This window comes from Pseudomonas rhizozeae (assembly GCF_031583775.1).
GTDB lineage: Bacteria > Pseudomonadota > Gammaproteobacteria > Pseudomonadales > Pseudomonadaceae > Aquipseudomonas.
On record NZ_JAVLSB010000052.1, the window covers coordinates 1 to 17,624 of the forward strand.

At 59.5% G+C, this 17,624-nt stretch carries 15 protein-coding genes; 3 read left to right on the plus strand and 12 right to left on the minus strand.

All coding sequences use genetic code 11. The annotated features are described in order from the left end of the window. Nucleotides 1-200 precede the first annotated feature (200 nt). On the minus strand, nt 201-1,301 hold the full coding sequence (locus tag RG836_RS18190) for a GNAT family N-acetyltransferase/peptidase C39 family protein (RefSeq protein ID WP_310848111.1): 1,101 nt from the start codon (nt 1,299-1,301) through the stop codon (nt 201-203). A gap of 200 nt (nt 1,302-1,501) precedes the next feature. Here RG836_RS18190 and RG836_RS18195 point away from each other — a divergent pair, with 200 nt between their 5' ends. The 3 genes from RG836_RS18195 to RG836_RS18205 all read left to right on the plus strand — a co-directional run bounded on the left by RG836_RS18195 (nt 1,502) and on the right by RG836_RS18205 (nt 4,595). Continuing rightward, nucleotides 1,502-2,980 carry a RimK family protein gene (locus RG836_RS18195; RefSeq protein ID WP_310848113.1) on the plus strand — a complete coding sequence of 493 codons (1,479 nt, stop codon included), beginning with the start codon at nt 1,502-1,504 and terminating at the stop codon, nt 2,978-2,980. A 7-nt stretch (nt 2,981-2,987) separates the two neighbouring features. After that, complete coding sequence (locus tag RG836_RS18200; protein WP_310848114.1) at nt 2,988-3,911, plus strand: magnesium transporter CorA family protein; 924 nt, start codon at nt 2,988-2,990, stop codon at nt 3,909-3,911. Between the two features lie 408 nt (nt 3,912-4,319). After that, the gene (locus RG836_RS18205) at nt 4,320-4,595 is read left to right on the plus strand and encodes a DUF1652 domain-containing protein (protein ID WP_310848116.1); all 276 of its coding nucleotides are present in this window, start codon (nt 4,320-4,322) and stop codon (nt 4,593-4,595) included. A 156-nt stretch (nt 4,596-4,751) separates the two neighbouring features. Here the strand turns inward: RG836_RS18205 and RG836_RS18210 are convergent, their stop codons facing one another. The 11 genes from RG836_RS18210 to RG836_RS18260 form a co-directional block, all read right to left on the minus strand. Next, a complete protein-coding gene (locus RG836_RS18210; protein ID WP_310848118.1) occupies nt 4,752-5,690 on the minus strand; it encodes a carbohydrate kinase family protein in 939 nt (312 codons plus the stop codon). 12 nt (nt 5,691-5,702) lie between these two features. Continuing rightward, entirely contained in the window at nt 5,703-7,199 is a 1,497-nt protein-coding gene (xylB, locus tag RG836_RS18215; RefSeq protein ID WP_310848120.1) for a xylulokinase, read from the minus strand. A 132-nt stretch (nt 7,200-7,331) separates the two neighbouring features. Further along, entirely contained in the window at nt 7,332-8,813 is a 1,482-nt protein-coding gene (locus RG836_RS18220) for a mannitol dehydrogenase family protein (protein ID WP_310848122.1), read from the minus strand. Nucleotides 8,814-8,828: 15 nt separating this feature from the next. Further along, on the minus strand, nt 8,829-9,932 hold the full coding sequence (locus RG836_RS18225; protein ID WP_310848124.1) for an ABC transporter ATP-binding protein: 1,104 nt from the start codon (nt 9,930-9,932) through the stop codon (nt 8,829-8,831). A 188-nt stretch (nt 9,933-10,120) separates the two neighbouring features. Beyond that, on the minus strand, nt 10,121-10,951 hold the full coding sequence (locus tag RG836_RS18230) for a carbohydrate ABC transporter permease (protein ID WP_310848126.1): 831 nt from the start codon (nt 10,949-10,951) through the stop codon (nt 10,121-10,123). Between the two features lie 10 nt (nt 10,952-10,961). Continuing rightward, nucleotides 10,962-11,888: a carbohydrate ABC transporter permease gene (locus RG836_RS18235; RefSeq protein ID WP_409078092.1), complete on the minus strand. Its 927-nt coding sequence runs from the start codon at nt 11,886-11,888 to the stop codon at nt 10,962-10,964. Between the two features lie 229 nt (nt 11,889-12,117). After that, on the minus strand, nt 12,118-13,428 hold the full coding sequence (locus RG836_RS18240; RefSeq protein ID WP_310848128.1) for an ABC transporter substrate-binding protein: 1,311 nt from the start codon (nt 13,426-13,428) through the stop codon (nt 12,118-12,120). A 226-nt stretch (nt 13,429-13,654) separates the two neighbouring features. Next, complete coding sequence (locus RG836_RS18245) at nt 13,655-14,560, minus strand: AraC family transcriptional regulator (protein WP_310848130.1); 906 nt, start codon at nt 14,558-14,560, stop codon at nt 13,655-13,657. A gap of 44 nt (nt 14,561-14,604) precedes the next feature. Continuing rightward, nucleotides 14,605-15,534 carry a PI-PLC domain-containing protein gene (locus RG836_RS18250; RefSeq protein ID WP_310848132.1) on the minus strand — a complete coding sequence of 310 codons (930 nt, stop codon included), beginning with the start codon at nt 15,532-15,534 and terminating at the stop codon, nt 14,605-14,607. 174 nt (nt 15,535-15,708) lie between these two features. After that, nucleotides 15,709-17,031, minus strand: coding sequence for a glycosyltransferase (locus RG836_RS18255; protein ID WP_310848133.1), 1,323 nt, complete (start codon nt 17,029-17,031; stop codon nt 15,709-15,711). A gap of 144 nt (nt 17,032-17,175) precedes the next feature. Continuing rightward, nucleotides 17,176-17,532, minus strand: coding sequence for a response regulator (locus RG836_RS18260; RefSeq protein WP_310848176.1), 357 nt, complete (start codon nt 17,530-17,532; stop codon nt 17,176-17,178). Nucleotides 17,533-17,624 lie beyond the last annotated feature (92 nt).

Here is a 17,624-nt window from a genome sequence, read left to right on the forward strand (position 1 = left end):
GAGCCTTTGGTTACTTTGGGCTTTTCAAAGTAACCCGCTGTAAGAGCGGAACCTATATCAGTCATCACCAAAGGAATGGATATGTACACCATTAAAATCTCTAGTGCCTGATAGAAGGCCATCGCTGGCAAGTCAGCTCCCACAGGGTTTGCAGTACATCCGATCAAGACCCAGCGCCTGATAGTCAACCACCGTCGGACTTACACACCCCTGCGAAAGATAATCACCGCCGCCCGCAATTTCCCACGGCCGAAACTGCTCATCTTCTCGAACTCCTGATGACTCACCGGCACATGCTGGCAATCCATCGGCTGGCGATGCTGGCTGTGATCGACGTCCGGGTCATGCAGGTAGACGAACTCATCGTCGCAATCGGTGACCACCACCCAATGCGGGGATTTCGAGCGCGTCAGGCGATAGCTGCTGATCAGCACCAGCGCCTGGCCACCTTCGGCCATTGAGCGCGGCAGGGACAGGCGACCGCCCACCACTTGCTCGACATCGGTGGCTTGCAACTGCTCGGCAAAGTCTTGATGGACCAGGCGCATGACGTCTTTTTTATGCGCGTCGCGCACGCCGTCCAGGAACAATGCGCCGCTCATACTGACTTGCAACTGCACGCGAAAACCCCGTTGCCACGCCGCCAACGCCAGGCCTTGCGGGCTGCAGCCGCCATGCCCGGAGGTCATGAACACCGTGGTCGCCTCGCGCCACAGTTGCAGTTCTTCGCGACGTTCCATCGGCCGGTCGGCTTGCAGCGCCGCCATGGCCATCAGCAAGCACGCGGGGCCGCAGGTGAAATCGGTGGTTTGCGGGTAATACGGCACGCGCACGCTGCGCGATTCCTGATGCTGGACGATGCGTTTCTCCAGGCGCAAGGCGTCGGCGTGGTCTTCGTAGTAATCGTGAATCGTCGCGAAGCGCCTGTAGCCATTGCGCTCGTACAAGGCAATCGCCGCCGGGTTGTCGGTGCGCACCTCCAGGCGCAAATAAGCGCAATCGTGTTCAACCGCACAGGCTTCAATGCGCTGCAGCAGCAATTTGCCCAACCCCGTGCCCCGCGCCTGCACGGCAGTAGCGATCGAATACAGCCTTGCCAGCGAAGTGCCACGATGGAACAGCACCAGGGCATAGCCGAGCAACTCGCCGTTCCGTTCAGCCACCAGCAACTGGCCGTGGGCACGGGTGAGCATCCACTGGAAATTGCGGCTGTTAAGTCGATCCATGGTGAAGCATTGCTGTTCCAGGGCCAGCAACGCCGGTAAGTCGGTTAATACCGCCAAGCGAAAAACAGTATTCATATGACCGCCGTAAAAGTTGCGTAACGAAACGGGACTTTCGAAAAAGTTCGTGCTTAATAGGAAAGGTCTTGTTCTCCAACGGATCAATCACTATGTCAGCGGTACCAGGTCATTGGCGCGCAGTATCCGAGCAAAAGTTACCGGTAGCAATCACTTCCGCCACCTATTTGAATGACGCAGCAGGAACTTCCAGCCAACTGATGATTATCGTCGAGCGTCGCGAAGACTGGGCTTCTTACTTTCCCAGTGAAGACATTGTCACGGCCCAGGAATACCTCGAAACCAATCACGAAAACGCCTCGGGCAAACGGGTGCAGGTGATCAACCTGTGTCGCAGCTACAAGTACCTGGGCCACGGCTACTACTGCTCGCTGCTGGCCGAGGCCCGTGGGCACAAGGTCATTCCCTCGGTACGGACCATCAGCGAACTGACCCGAAAATCGCTGTACGGCCTGGCCCTGGATGACCTGGATAAAACGTTGGAAAAAGCCCTCAGCCATCATCTTTACAGTGATACCGAAGGTTTTACCCTGACACTTTATTTCGGTAATACGCATATCGAGCCGTTGCAGGACTTGGCGCGCCAGTTGTTTGAAGTGTTCCCTTGCCCGATCTTGTTAGTTGAGTTCAAAAGATCCAATGGCTGGCACATTGACGGCATCAAGTTTGGTGCGCTGCACAAGTTGCGTGATGATCAGGAAGATCAATTCGCGTATTCGCTGGATAACTTCAGCCGCAAGATATGGCGCCAGCCGCGTTCGCGACGCCTGGCCCGTTATGACTTGGCGATTCTGCATGACCCGCAGGAAGCACTGCCGCCATCGAACCCCAAGGCGCTGGCTAATTTCGTCCGGGTCGGCAAGACCCTGGGCATCGACGTTGAACTGATCGAGCGCAAGGACTACGCGCGCATTGCCGAATACGACGGCTTGCTGATCCGCGAGACCACCAGCGTCGACAACCACACCTACCGCTTCGCGAAGAAGGCCGAGAGCGAAGGGCTGGTGGTGATGGACGACCCGGCGTCGATCCTGCGCTGCACCAACAAGGTCTACCTCACTGACCTGCTGAAAAGTCATCAACTGGGCATGCCGGCCACGGAAATACTCTACAAGGAGCGACCGGAAGATTTCGAACGGGTTGGCGAGCGCCTGGGCTTCCCGCTGGTGCTGAAAATCCCCGATGGCTGCTTCTCCCGTGGCGTGATCAAGGTCGAGAGCCAGCAAGCCTTGCTCGATGCCACTGCCGAATTGTTCGAACATTCGGTGCTGTTGCTGGCACAAGAGTTTTTCTACACCGAGTACGACTGGCGCATCGGGGTGCTCAATCGCAAACCGATCTTTGCCTGCCAATACTTCATGTCCAAGGGCCATTGGCAGATCTACAACCACAAGGCCAAGGGCCAGGACGTCAACGGCGAATGCCGGACCCTGGCGGTACACGAAGCACCGCGCGCGGTGGTGGAATTGGCGGTGAAGACCGCCAACCTGATTGGCGATGGCCTGTACGGGGTCGATCTCAAACAGTCTGGCGACAAAGTGGTGGTGATCGAGGTCAACGACAACCCGAACATGGACGCCGGAATCGAAGACGCTTATTTGCAAGACGATTTGTATTCACTGGTGCTGGAAGAGTTCGTGCGTCGCCTGGAGCTCAAGCGACGCGGCCAGGCTTGGTGAACGGACGATGATCAACAGTTTTCATCTGCGCCACGGCGCGTTACAGCGAGTCGATCGCCTGGACGCTGATGTCATGCTGTTCAGCAACCCGGACGCCGCCGAGCGGGACTTGCTGCACAGCCACTTCAAAGTCGACGAACACGCGCTGGCCTCAGCGCTGGATCCGGACGAGGTGTCTCGCATCGAGTTTCACCCGGACAACCTGTTCCTGATCTGGAAACGTCCGGAAAACTATTCCGGCGCCGGCAGCCTGGCCTTCGAGGTCTCGTCCTGCGGCCTGTTGTTCTCACCGGCACGATTGCTGGTGATCGCCCCGGACGACTCGCCGCTCAACGGCGTCGGCACCCACCAGCCGCTGAACACGCCGCTGGACGTATTGCTCGATCTGCTCTTCAACAACATCCATCACTACCTCGGGCATCTGAAGGTAATCAAACTGGTGGCCCGCGAACTGCAACAGAAATTCAACGCGGCGATGGACAACCAGCACCTGATCCAGATGTTCAACCTCAGCGAAAGCCTGATCTATTACCTCAACGCCCTGCACAGCAATGGCGCCGTCCTGACTCGCTTGCGCAACCACGCGGAGAAGGAACACTTCGGCGCCGAAGCCATTGGCCGTATCGACGACCTGATCATCGAAAACAACCAGTGTTACAAGCAGGCCGAGATCTACTCCACCGTGTTCTCCGGACTGATCGACGCCCGCGGCAACCTGATGAACAACAGCATGAACAACCTGTTGCGCAAACTGACGCTGATCAACGTGGTGTTCCTGCCGCTCAACCTGATCGCCAGTATTGGCGGCATGTCCGAATTCAGCATGATGACCGCCGGCACACCGTGGTGGATCGCCTACCCGTTGTTTTTGATGGCCATGATGGGCGGGGCGGTGGCGATGGTGTTTGGGTTGCGGCGGTTGGCCAAGTGAAAGGTGAAGGCTTGAGGACGTCTTCGCGAGCAGGCTCGCTCCCACAATTGAACTGAACCCGGGTCAGCTTACTCGCACGGCAATCGCAGTGTTGGCCATCTTCTAGCCATCGTCGATCTCACTGTCCTGAGCTTGCAATTTGCAGGGCGACTAAAGGTGATTCTTGCAATTTGCAACAGGCAAATTGATAGCATGCCTTTTAAGTGCTTGATTTTTATAAGGCACCACCGCAAAAGAAACGGGCATGTTTTATGCTCTAGAGGTTTCTAAGCTGGCCACGACGGTTGATGAGTCAGCGTTGAAACGAAAGAAGTGGAGAGGTGATTGGGCCAGGGATGACCCACGGACATTTCACCACTGACCGACGTTGATCTTTTATTGGCTATCTCACATAAGGAGAGAATCGCCATGTTTCTTTCTGCCTTGGAACTCCGCAATATCATTGAAAGCAGTTTTCTTCCCAAGCGCTGCCAATGCACAGTGGCGCCGGATCTTTCGATGACGGTAAAAGTGTATACCGATCGCCAGACCGACCAGCTCGATTTGATGGTGACCGGTATCAATGCCCAGCGCTTGAACTCGAGTCGTGAAATCAATGGTCTGATCGCTGAATTGCGCACAGACCTGGCCTCTCGAACCCTGCTGCACTCGCAACCGTTGCACACCGAGCGTCGGGCGGTTTAACCCACGCGTTCAGCTCTACCGTCACGCACCGGGCCTGGATCTATGCCAGGCCCAGCGCGTTTTACGGTTAGCTCAGTTCTGATTCCTGGTACACGCTTTTGAATGTGAGATAGCTCGTCGTTCGACGTGTTATCGACTTTTAGTCACGTCAATGGATTAGCCCAATTGCGCGCGATACGGCAAGTCCGGCCCGGTTTTGCTGCAGGTCAGGGCAGCGGCGCCGACGGCGAAGTCGAGCATGGCGCTGATCTGCTCGCGCCCGAGACCTTGCACGCCGTCCACCGAATCCAGGCGTTGTTCGGTCAGCCAAGTGATCAACGCCGCCTGAAAGGTGTCACCCGCACCCACGGTGTCGGCGATTTCCACCGAGCGTGCTGGCACTGACCAACTGCCGTGCTGGCGGCTGAAGACCGTCGCGCCTTCGCCACCACGGGTCAGGAACACCACTTGGCAGCGGTGCTGCAGCCAGCCTTCGATGATGGTTTGGGGATCTTGCTCGGGGTAGAGCAGGTGCAAGTCCTCATCGCTGACCTTGATCAAATCCGCCAGTTGCACCAGTTCGCCAATCCGTGAGCGCCACAATTCGATGTCTGGCTGCGGGTTCAGGCGCACGTTAGGGTCGAGACTGATCAGGCGTTTGCCGCTTTCCCGGCGCACCAACGCCAGCAGGGTATCGGCAATCGGCTGCACCACCAGCGAGTACGAGCCGACGTGCAACCCTCGCACCTCGGCCCCCAGTTGCGGCAGGTGTGCTGGGGTGAGTTGCCGATCGGCGCAGCCTTCGCCACGGAAGCTGTACTGCGGCGAACCGTTGGCGCCGACGGCAACCATCGCCAGGGTGGTCGGCGCGTCGAAGTCCACTAGGTACCGCGCGTTGACGCCTTCATCCTGCAACACGTGCAGCAGACGACGGCCGAGGTAGTCAGTGGACAGCCCGGCGAACAGCGCCGTGTCGACCCCCAGACGGCGCAGGCCGACCGCGACGTTGAACGGCGACCCCCCGGCAATCGCCTTGAAATTCACCCGAGATGCCAGGCCGCTGGCATCGTTTTCACTGAAGAAGTCAAACAGCGCTTCGCCACATACCAAATACATAGTGCTCACTCTTTAAAGGGTCGCGACCCACTGTTGATAGCGTTCGTAGGCCTGCTGACACGCCGCCACGTTGCCGGCGACGGGCAGCGTTTCGCTGGCCAGGTCGAGCGTGACGCAACGCTCGCACAAATCCTGCAGGCTGTTTTCATCGCCGTTCGACCACGACCGGCACCACGCCGCCTGGATCGCCGCACCGAGGGCGGCGGCTTCGCTTTGTTCAGTGCAGACCACTGGGGTGTTCATGATATCGGCGACGATCTGCCGCCACACTGGGCTTTTCGAGCCACCGCCGGTCAAGCGGATGCTGCGGCTTTGCAAGCCGTTCTGGCGCAACAGGTCGAGGCCATAGCGCAAGCCGAACGTGGTGCCCTCGACCACGGCGCGGCACAGGTTCGCCCGGGTCAGATTGGTCATGGTCAAACCGTGAAGGCTGCCGGTGGCGTGGGGCAGGGCCGGTACGCGCTCACCGTTGAGAAACGGCAACATGCACACGCCTTCAGCGCCAATCGGGGCTTGCTCGACCAGAGCGTTGAACTGTTCGATGTCGAGGTCCAGCAGCTCGCGAATCGCCCCGGTGGCGTTGGTCAAATTCATGGTGCAGATCAGCGGGAGCCAGCCACCGCTGGAGGAACAGAAAGTCGCAACCGACGCGTCGGGGCTGACCCGCGGTTGATCATCGTAGGCATACACGGTGCCGGACGAACCGAGGCTCATGGTGATCGCCCCCGGCTGAATGTTGCCGGTGCCGATGGCGCCCATCATGTTGTCGCCGCCGCCACTGGAGACGATGGCGTTCGGGTTGATGCCCAAGTGCTCAGCGATACTCGGCAACAGCGGGCCGACGGCCTCATGGGCATCGATCAGCTCTGGCAACGCTGCTTGCAGGCGTCCGCTCGGGTCGATATCGCACAGCAGTTGCAAGTCCCATTGGCGGGTGCGCACATTGAAATAGCCGGTGCCCGAGGCGTCACCGTATTCGCTGCAACGACGCCCTGTGAGCCAGAAGTTCAGGTAGTCGTGGGGCAGCAGGATGGCCCCGATACGGGCGAACACCTCAGGGTGTTGCTCCTTGGTCCAGAGCAATTTGGAAACCGTGTAACCCGGCGCGATCACCACGCCCAGGCGCTCCAGCGAGCCGCTTTCGCCGCCCAGGTGTTTGAGCAAGGTGTCGTTTTCCGGCGTGGTTTCGGTGTCACACCAGAGCTTGGCCGGGCGCAATACCTGACCTTGGTCGTCGAGTAACACCAGCCCATGTTGCTGGCCGGACACGCCGACACCGAGGATGTGCTGGCCGTCGACATTGGCCGCGAGCAAGGCGCGGCGGGTGGCCAGGGCGAACGCTTCGAGCCACTGTGCGGGGTCTTGCTCGCGTCGGCCATTGGCGGCGCTGATCATGCTGTGCGGGGCCGACCCCAGTCCCAACACCTGGCCGCTGGAGGCATCAAGGATAATTGCCTTGGTGCCTTGGGTGCCGCAATCGATGCCGAGGAATAATTGTTGTTCTGGCATGGGAGATCCTTTGTTCCGTCAGGTCCGTTTCATTGAGGTATTCGCGAGCAGGCTCGCTCCCACAGATTTGCGCGGTCTTGTGGGAGCGAGCCTGCTCGCGATAGCGCCAGTGCATTCACCGCTGTCCTCGGCTCAGCTCACCTTAGCCAACAACCGCTCCAGCGTGCCCGTCACACCCACCTCGCGCAAGCTGTCGAGGCAGCGCTCGAACGCCGCGACAAACTCGGCTGAGTTGGGGATGGCCTTGCCGAAAATCTCTTCCACACCCAACAAACGTTGAGTCAGCAGCGCATCATCGGCCACCAGCCCTTGGCAGAACGTCGCACGCGGATCAGGGATCGAGTAGGTAACGCCATTCTCGTCGACGCCTTTCAGGTACAAGGCCCACGCCGCCACGACCAGCGCCGCGCGTTCGGTTTCCTGGCCATCGGCGATCAGGCGATTGAGCGTCGGCACGGTGAACTTGGGAAACTTCGACGAGCCGTCGGAGCACACGCGCTCCAGTTGATCGGCGATGGCCTGGTTGGAGAAACGCTCGACCAGGGTGTCCTTGTAGTCGCTGAGGTCGATGCCCGGCACCGGCGCCAGTTGCGGGGTCACGTCAAGGTCCATGTAAGCGCGCATGTAACGTACGAACAACGGATCGTTCATGGTCTCGTGGACGAAACGATAACCCTTCAAAAAACCCAGGTAGGTCAGCGCCAGGTGGCTGCCGTTGAGCAATTTGATCTTCATCTCTTCGTAAGGCGTGACGTCGTCGGTGAATTGCACGCCGACCTTTTCCCAGGCCGGCCGGCCATTGACGAACTTGTCTTCCAGCACCCACTGCACGAACGGCTCGCACACCACCGGCCAGGCGTCGTCCACCGCGTGTTTGTCGGCCAGTTGCAGGCGATGGGCGGTGCTGGTCATGGGCGTGATGCGGTCGACCATAGCGTTGGGGAAACTGACGTTATCAGCGATCCAGTCCCGCAGATCGGCATCCCGCAGGCTGGCGAAGGCCAACAGCGCCTTGCGGGTCACCGCGCCGTTGTGTGGCAGGTTATCGCAGGACATCAAGGTAAATGCCGGGATGCCGGCGGCGCGGCGTGTGGCCAGGGCTGCGCAAAGGAAGCCGAACACGGTCTTCGGGTCGTCCGGATGCGCCAGATCGTGCTGAATCTGCGGCAGGTGCGTCATGAACTCGCCGTTGCTGTCATCGATGCAGTAGCCGCCCTCGGTGATGGTCAGCGAGACAATGCGGATATCCGGGCTGGCCAGTTTATCGATCAGCGCCTGGGCGCCGTCCTCGGCCAGCAGCATGTCGCGGATCGCCCCGATCACCCGGACTTCGGTGTCATCGGTGTCGCCGAGTTCGAACAGGGTGAACAGATAATCCTGCTCCTTGAGATCGTCCCGAGCGCGGCGGTCTTCGACGCGCAGGCCGACGCCACAGATCGCCCAGTCAAGGCCTTCGCCGGTGTTCATCAAGGCATCGGTGTAATACGCCTGGTGCGCCCGATGGAAGCCACCGACACCGATGTGCGCGATGCCTTGGCGGGTATCGCCCAAGGCGTAGGTGGGCAGGGCCACTTCAGGGTTCATATGGTTGAGGTTGGCGCTATTGAGTTTCATCTTGGCTTCTCGAATTCAGGCGGCGGCGCGCAACGGGCGGGTCAGGGCCACGCCGTCGGCATCGAATAAATGGCAGTGTTCGGCGTCCAGGTGCAGGCTCAGTTGCTCGCCGTAGCGGCTCGCCAGGTCACCGCGCACGCGCATGGTCAGGGCTTCGCCGGACGTGGTGACGACGTGGCAGAAGGTGTCGCTGCCCAGGCGTTCGCTGACATCGGCGGTAACTTGCAGGGTGCAATCGCCCGGTTGCGCCAGCTCCAGGTGCTCCGGGCGAATGCCCAGGGTCACCGGGCTGCCGACGCTGAGGTTGGCGCCGCTCAGCGGCAGGCTGATGCGAGTGCCGGCATCCAGCTGAACTTCGCAGCTTTGGCCATCGACGCGGCTGACCTGGCCTTTGAGGAAGCCCATTTTCGGCGTGCCGAGGAAACCGGCGACGAACAGATTGGCCGGCTGGTGGTAGAGGTCCAGTGGCGAGCCGACCTGCTCGATTTTGCCGCCGTTGAGCACCACCACTTTGTCGGCCATGGTCATGGCTTCGACCTGGTCGTGGGTCACGTAGATCATGGTCGCTTGCAGGTCTTTGTGCAGGCGCAGCAGTTCCAGGCGCATTTGCACGCGCAGGGCGGCGTCGAGGTTGGACAGCGGTTCATCGAACAAAAAGATTTTCGGGTTGCGCACGATGGCCCGGCCGATTGCCACGCGCTGGCGCTGGCCGCCGGACAATTGTTTAGGCTTGCGCTCAAGCATCGGCCCCAGTTCGAGAATGCGCGCCGCTTCACCAACCTTCTTCTCGACTTCGGCTTTCGGCACGCCCGCCAGATCGAGGGCAAACGACATGTTCTTTTTCACGGTCATGTGCGGGTACAGGGCGTAGGTCTGGAACACCATCGCCAGGTCACGTTTGGCCGGGCTGACTTCGGTGATGTCGCGGCCATCGAGTTCGATGGTGCCGCCACTGACTTCTTCCAGGCCGGCAATCAGCCGCAACAGGGTCGACTTGCCGCAGCCCGACGGGCCGACGAACACCACGAATTCCTTGTCGTTCACTTCCAGGTCGATGCCCTTGATGATGGAAAAACCTTCGAAGCCTTTTTGCAGATTCTTGATTTTCAGGTTGGCCATGATGATGGGCCTCCGCTTGTTGTTATTCAGTTGAGCCGAGCTGTCGGGAACGACGCTGTACCCTGTGGGAGCGGGCTTGCCCGCGAAAGCGCCGTGTCAGTCACATTGATGCTGGATGTGCCGACGTATACGCGGGCAAGCCCGCTCCCACAGGGTTTGCTGTTGATCAGCGGTTGCGTACACACCGGTCATTTCACAGCACCAAACGACAGACCGCGCACCAGTTGTTTCTGGCTGATCCAGCCGAAAATCAGGATCGGCGCGCAGGCGAGGGTGGACACGGCGGACAACTTGGCCCAGAACAACCCTTCGGGGCTGGAGTAGGACGCAATCAGCGCGGTCAGCGGCGCGGCTTTCGACGAAGTCAGGTTGAGTGACCAGAACGCCTCGTTCCAGCACAGGATCAACGACAGCAGTACCGTGGAGGCCAGGCCACCCTTGGCGATCGGCAGCAGCACCCGGACCATTTCCTGCAACAGCGTGGCGCCATCCAGGCGGGCGGCTTCGAGGATGTCCTTGGGGATGTCTTTGAAGTAGGTGTAAACCATCCAGACCACGATCGGCAGGTTGATCAGGGTGTAGATGACGATCAGCGCGATGCGTGTGTCGAGCAGGCCGAAGCTCTTGGCCAGCAGGTAGATCGGCATCAGCACGCCCACCGGCGGCAGCATTTTGGTCGAGAGCATCCACAGCAGCGTGCCCTTGGTGCGTTTGGTTTCGTAGAACGCCATGGAGTAGGCGGCCGGCACCGCGATCAGCAGGCACAGGGCCGTGGCGCTGAAGGAAATCACCACCGAGTTCCAGGCGAAGCTGAAGTAATCGCTGCGCTCATTGATGTGCAGGTAGTTTTCAAACGTCGGCGTGAAAATGAACTGCGGCGGTGTGGCGAAGGCGTCGATTTCGGTTTTGAAACTGGTCAGCACCATCCAGAAGATCGGGAAGAAAATCAGGATCGCGATGGCCCAGGCCAGGGTGCCGAGCAGCAGGCTTTGCAGGCGGCGGGATTGTTGAAGGGTCATGGCGCAGGCCTCAGGCTTTGTCTGTCAGGTTTTTGCCGATCATCCGCACCAGAATGATCGCCGCGATGTTGGCGATCACCACGGCGATCAAGCCGCCGGCGGACGCCATGCCGACGTCGAACTGCACCAGCGCCTGGTTGTAGATCAGGTAGGCAAGGTTGGTCGACGCGAAGCCCGGGCCACCGTTGGTGGTGGTGAAAATTTCGGCGAACACCGAAAGCAGGAAGATGGTTTCAATCATCACCACGACGGCGATGGGCCGCGCCAGGTGCGGCAGGGTCAGGTGCCAGAAGATCGCGATTGGGCCGGCACCGTCCAGGCGCGCGGCTTCTTTCTGTTCCTGGTCGAGGGACTGCATGGCGGTCATCAGAATCAGGATCGCGAACGGCAGCCATTGCCACGAGACAATGATGATGATTGACAGCAGTGGGTAGTGCGCCAGCCAGTCCACCGGCTGCGCCCCGAACAAGCGCCAGACGTAGGCCAGAATCCCCGAGACCGGGTGGAAAATCAGGTTCTTCCAGATCAGCGCACCGACCGTGGGCATGATGAAGAACGGCGAAATCAGCATCACCCGGACGATGCCGCGACCGAGAAATTCACTGGCTTCAAGCAGCGCACTGATCAACACGCCGAACACCACGCTGATCAGCAGCACGCTGCCCACCAGCAACAAGGTGTTGGTGGCGCCGGGCATGAAGCCCGAATCGGTGAGGAAATAGGTGAAGTTCTCCAGGCCAACGAACTCATTCTCGCCGGGGTAGAGCAGGTTGTAGCGGATCATCGAAAAGTAAACGGTCATGCCCAACGGCACGATCATCCACAGCAGCAGCAACGCCACCGAGGGGCTGACCAGAAACCAGCCTGGGTTGGCCATGCGGCTTTTACGCGCCGGCGCGGTGAGGTCGATCTGGGCTTTGGCAGTTGAAATAGTCATGGCGTTAAAAACCGAGTGGCGACAGGTTCAATGGAGATCAAGTGTGGGAGCGGGCTTGCTCGCGAAAGCAGGTTTTCCTGCCACGATGATGTGGCGGATGTACCGGCCTCTTCGCGAGCAAGCCCGCTCCCACATGATTGCGGTGAACCTGTGGGAGCGTGGCTTGCCCGCGATGAAGGCAACTCGATGTCAGGGCAAACAGCAGAGTCGCATTCACCGCACGTGTTGCTTACTTCGGATACCCGGCGCGCTTCATCTCGCGTTCAGTGCTTTGCTGGGCGGCGGTCAGGGCCTGCTCGACCGTGGTCTGGCCGATCAATGCGGCGGAGAACAGCTTGCCTACCGAGGTGCCCACGGCCTGGAACTCAGGAATGGTCACCAGTTGAATGCCGATGTAAGGCACCGGCTTGACGCTCGGTTTGCTCGGGTCGGCGGCTTTCAGCGATTCGAGGGTCACTTTGGCGAACGGTGCCGCTTTCATGTACTCATCGCTGTAGGTCGAAGCGCGGGTGCCTGGCGGTACGTTGGCGATGCCGTCGGTCTTGGCCACCAGCTCACCGTATTCCTTGGAAGTGGCCCAGGCGCTGAAGGTTTTCGCCGCGTCTTTGGCTTTGGAACTGGTCGGAATCGCCAGTGCCCAGGAATACAACCAGGCCGACCCTTTGTCGGTGGTTTCGTGCGGGGCGTAAGTAAAGCCAACGTGCTCGCTGACCTTGCTCTGGCTCTTGTCGGTGACAAACGAGCCGGCGACGCTGGCATCGACCCAGATCGCGCACTTACCGCTGTTGAACAGCGCAAGGTTTTCGTTGAAACCGTTGCTGGACGCGCCTGGCGGGCCAGATTGCTTCATGGTATTGACGTAGAAGTTCAGCGCGTTCTTCCATTCCGGGCCGGTGAATTCCGGCTTCCACTGTTCATCGAACCAGCGCGCACCGTAGGCGTTGGCCACGGTGGTGATCAGCGCCATGTTCTCGCCCCAACCGGCCTTGCCGCGCAGGCAGATGCCGTACTGCTCCTTGTCTTTATTGGTGAGCTTGCCGGCGAACTCGGCAATCTGGCTCCAGGTCGGACGCTCAGGCATGGTCAGCCCGGCATCCTTGAACAGGTCCGTGCGGTAATAGGTGATTGAGCTTTCGGCGTAGAACGGCAACGCGTACAGCGAACCTTTAACCGACAAGCCTTCGCGCACGGAAGGGAAGACGTCGTCGAGGGCATATGTGGCCGGCAAGTCTTTCATCGGTTCCAGCCAGCCTTTGGCGCCCCACAGAGCGGCTTCGTACATGCCGATGGTCAGCACGTCGAACTGCCCGCCCTGGGTGGCGATGTCGGTAGTCAGGCGTTGGCGCAGGACGTTTTCTTCGAGTACCACCCAGTTCAACTTGATGTCCGGATGCTCGGTCTCGAAGGTTTTCGAGAGTTTTTGCATACGGATCATGTCGCTGTTGTTGACGGTGGCAATGGTCAGGGTTTGCGCGCCGAAACTGACGCTGCTGAGGGTCATGCAGGTGGAGACAAGCAGAGCTTTTACCGAAGGTTTCATCGCGCACTCCTTTTCTGCGCCCAAGGGCTACAGAAGGACAGTTATTGTTTTTGTGTCTTCCGGATGAAGGGAAGAATCTGCGCTGATTACAGCCTTCAATCGGAGGGATGACAAATCATTCATCGCACTTGAATCGATACTTTTTTGCACTCATGCCCGGCCTGCAAAGCGCGTAGACCGGCGTTTTTGATCTACAGCGTCGTCGATTCCGTATCAGAAACCAGAGTCAGCCGTGGTTTTGCTCGGTCAGGCGTTGTACCGCCAGGCGCCGGTAATGGGAGGGTGTCATGCCTTTGAGTTGCTGGAATCGGCGGTTGAAATTGGAAATATTGTTGAAGCCCGACTCGAAGCAGACATCGGTCACGGGTTTATCACCGTCGGCCAACAGCTCGCAGGATTTGCTGATGCGCAGGCGATTGACGAATTCGATGAAATTGCGCCCGGTGGCTTGCTTGAACACTCGGCTGAAGTAGGTGGGCTTCATGCCGAGGTACTCCGCGACTTCTTCGAGCGGCAGTTCCCGGGCGTAGTGGGCGAAGATGTAGTCCACAGCGCGGTTGGTGCGGTCGACGTTATGTTCGTCCGCCAGTTGCGCAGTGGTGGCGCCGGACAGCAACTGGTAATCGTCGCAATTGCTCAGCAGCTCCAACAGGATGAAAAAATGCCCGAGGCGGGTGATGCCGTGGCTGTCGGCGATGCGCTGCATCAGCTTGGTCGCCTCGCGGAGGGTGCGCGGGTCACGGAACTCAATGCCGTATTGCGCCCGTTCCAGCAGCGGAGTCAGGGTCTTGAGTTCGGCGAACACTTGGTGGCCGCCTTCAAAAAGCTCATCGGTAAAATTCACCAACATGTCGCGCTTGGGCACCACTTCGTCCTCGGCGACCTGGCTGATCCAGTTATGCGGCAGGTTGGGGCCGGTGAGGAACAGGCTTTGCGGGTAGAAATTACCGATGTAATCGCCAATGAACACCTTGCCGGAACTGGCGACGATCAGGTGCAGTTCGTATTCCTTGTGAAAGTGCCAGCGCACCAAAGGGCACGGAAAACCATGCTGGCGATAAATGATGGACAAGCCATTGTGGTCGTCCATCAGTTCGTAGGAAGGGTCGGTGACTCTGGCAGTTCGGGTCATATCGAGGGCTTTTGTTGTTTTGGCCGTGTCCGGATCATGCCTCTTTACCGGCCGAGAATGCCAGTGTCCAGGTCAGCAAGCCGCGTCGGTAGTGCCCGGACCACCCCGGAAGGATTGTGCTGCACGGCTTTCATGTTGTTGGCCACCCAGCAATAGCCAACGATTTCCGACTCGTCGAAAAAGTCGGTGCTGATGATGCTGCACTGCGTCACCCAGTCTCGCGAGGAATGAAACCACTCATTGATATGCTGCTTGATGTCCATCGGCCCACCGAGAAATGAGTAGCTGGTAGCAGTCAGCGACCAGAGAAATGAGCCGTAGCGCGGGGTCTCCAGTGTCGTTGTGATATGGCGACGCAAGTCCTGGACATTGGTCAGCCGGTTGCCGCTCCAGCGATGGGGGATGCGCAGCCAGAAATACGTTTTGTCGAGTTCCGTCGAGGCGCCGGCCGAGAGCACCACGCGTTTCAGTGCACTGTTGGCCTTCAGTTGGCCCAGCGTGCGGTCGCCATGGCTAGGGTGGATCGCCCGAGGCCCGAGGCGCCGCACGATCAGCTCATTGAATTGGCGGAAGTCGAAAAAGCGCTCGCCATCGCTCAACTGATGGAAGTCGAGGACGATGAACTCATCCGGGTTGCGATCGAGAAACGCCGAGACCGCGTCGATCAACTCATCCAGCACCCGGTGTGATCGGTAGCCGTTGTGGTGGAAGTAGAAAATACCCGCCGGCGCATCAGCGGTGTAGCCGAGGCGCAAATCGAAGGCGCGGGCGCCTTTCTCCAGTTGCCAGGCGAAGGAGCCGTTCTGGCAAGTCGTCCAGTGGCCAACAATGACTTGGTAGTTGGGGGCTTTTTTGTCCATTCCGGCGTTGTGCGCGCCGGGCCAGATCAATTCGGTGAGCGGCAAGTGGTCGAGTTCGGGGCTGGCACTGATCCAGCGCTGGGTATCGACATTGGCGGTGGGACTAAGGGACATGAGCGGCTCCTGCCTGGGCTCGCACGCTTTCCTTGCATGCGAAAAGGGTTGTGGTGCCGGCGCGGCGATCTGCAACGCGCCGACTCATGATCCAAGCCTAGAACCCGAGCGGGTTATTTCAAGCCGCTGAAACATGATTCAAAACATAGCGTTGAGCCAGCTATTTCAAGTGAATCAACACACTTTAGATTCAGAAACGGCTGACAAACCCTGACGATTTTTCGCTTCGATCCACTGCGACATGTACTGGGTGCTTTTATGCGCATGGTGCCGCAGCATGGCCCCGGTGAAATTGTCGCGCCGACGGTTTTCGAGGTCGCGGCGGCAGGCCTTCAAGCGTTCGATCAGCGCCGGGCCATGCTCTGCCGGTTGATAGCCGGCCTGCAGTAAACGAGTGCCGTTGGCCTGGGCTGCATGCCATAGCGTCTGGTCTTGATACAGCGCAACTGCTGCTTCGGCCAGAGCTTCAGCGGATTCGCCCACCGCGCCGGGCCAGGGCAAGCCGCGATCCATCCCTTCGGCGCCGATCGGCGTGGTGACGGTCGGCGTGCCGCAGAGCAGGGCGTCGATAATCTTGCCCTTGATCCCGGCGCCAAAGCGCAACGGCGCCAGGCAGATTCGCGCGGCAGACATCACCTGCAACGCATCCTCGGCCCAGTTCATCACATGAAAACCCTGCACCGGGTTGTGCAGCGCGGTGGCTTTCGGTGGGGTGTAGGCGCCGTAGAGGTGCAGTTGAGCGCCCGGCAGGCGCTGGCGGATCAGCGGCCAGACGGCGGTTTTCATCCAGAGCACCGCGTCCCAGTTCGGCGCATGGCGGAAGTTGCCGATGCTGAGAAAGTGCGCGCGGTCCTCGTAGGCCGGGACCGGCGCTGAAGGCATATCGGGCATCAGCGGGCACCAATGCAACAGACCTGGCGGCAGGCCGAATTGCTCGATCAGCAACTGGATCTCCACCGGTGAAATCATCAGGTTCAGGTCACAGCGGTAGAGCGCGGCGATTTCCCGTTTGGCCAGGTCGGTGTTGGCCATCAATTCGAATTCCTCCCGCAGCGCCGGGGCGAACAGTTCGCTGAAGTCGTTTTCGTCGCTGCTGGCTTTCAGCCGATCCTTGAGGCGCTGATGCCGGGCGTGGCGCAGGCTCTGCAGGTCGGAGGTCTCCAGCACGCGCAAGGCTTTCGGGCAGTACTTTTCGACACGCCAGCCGAATTGCTCTTCCATCATGAACTGGTCGAACAGCACGATGTCCGGGGCTAGCGCACTGATAAAGGCATCGAAACTGCTGTTGTTCAGCTCGATCGGGCACTCGCGGATCCCCAGTGCCTTCAAGTCGGCGCGGTGTTCGCCAGTGCCGGCGGGGCTGCTGAACGTGACGTCCCATCCTTGTTGCAGGAAGGTCTGGAGAATCTGCATCACATGCCCGCTCGCCGCCGAGGAACGGGGCTCGGGCCAGACGTAGCCGATGACCAGGACTTTGGTGATGTCGGGCTGATTCATAGGGGGCTTTCCTGGCGATGCTGAAAAAGAGCGCAATTAAACCACAGCCCGGATGACCTACAGCCTGCGTCGCCTGAGCGGCGTCGCCCCATAAAAAAATCCCCGATGGAACCGGGGATTGATTTTTCAGCTACCGCAGAATCGTCAGGCAGTTGGCAATATCGATTTGACCTTGTCGCGCAACTGGTCGATGGAAAACGGTTTGCCGATGGAGTGCATGCCCGCCGGCACATCAATGTTTTCCGCATAGCCACTGGCAAACAGGATTGGCAACTGGGGCCGCAGTTCTCGGGCTTTTTCCGCCAGGTCCCGACCGTTCATTCCCGGCAACCCCTGGTCGGTCATCATCAAATCAATAACGTTGCTCGAATCACGAACAATCTCCAGCGCCGCTTCACCGTCTTCAGCCTCCAATACCGAATATTCCAGTTCCTCCAAAACGTCGACGATCAACATGCGAACGATGGAGTCGTCTTCAACGACGAGGATGGTGGTGGACATGGTGGGGCTCTCGAGTAGTAGAAGGGTGGCGGTCGGTCGCTGGAACGTGCCGGGCTCAAGCATGAGTAAGTGGCGCATCCCGACAAGTTCCC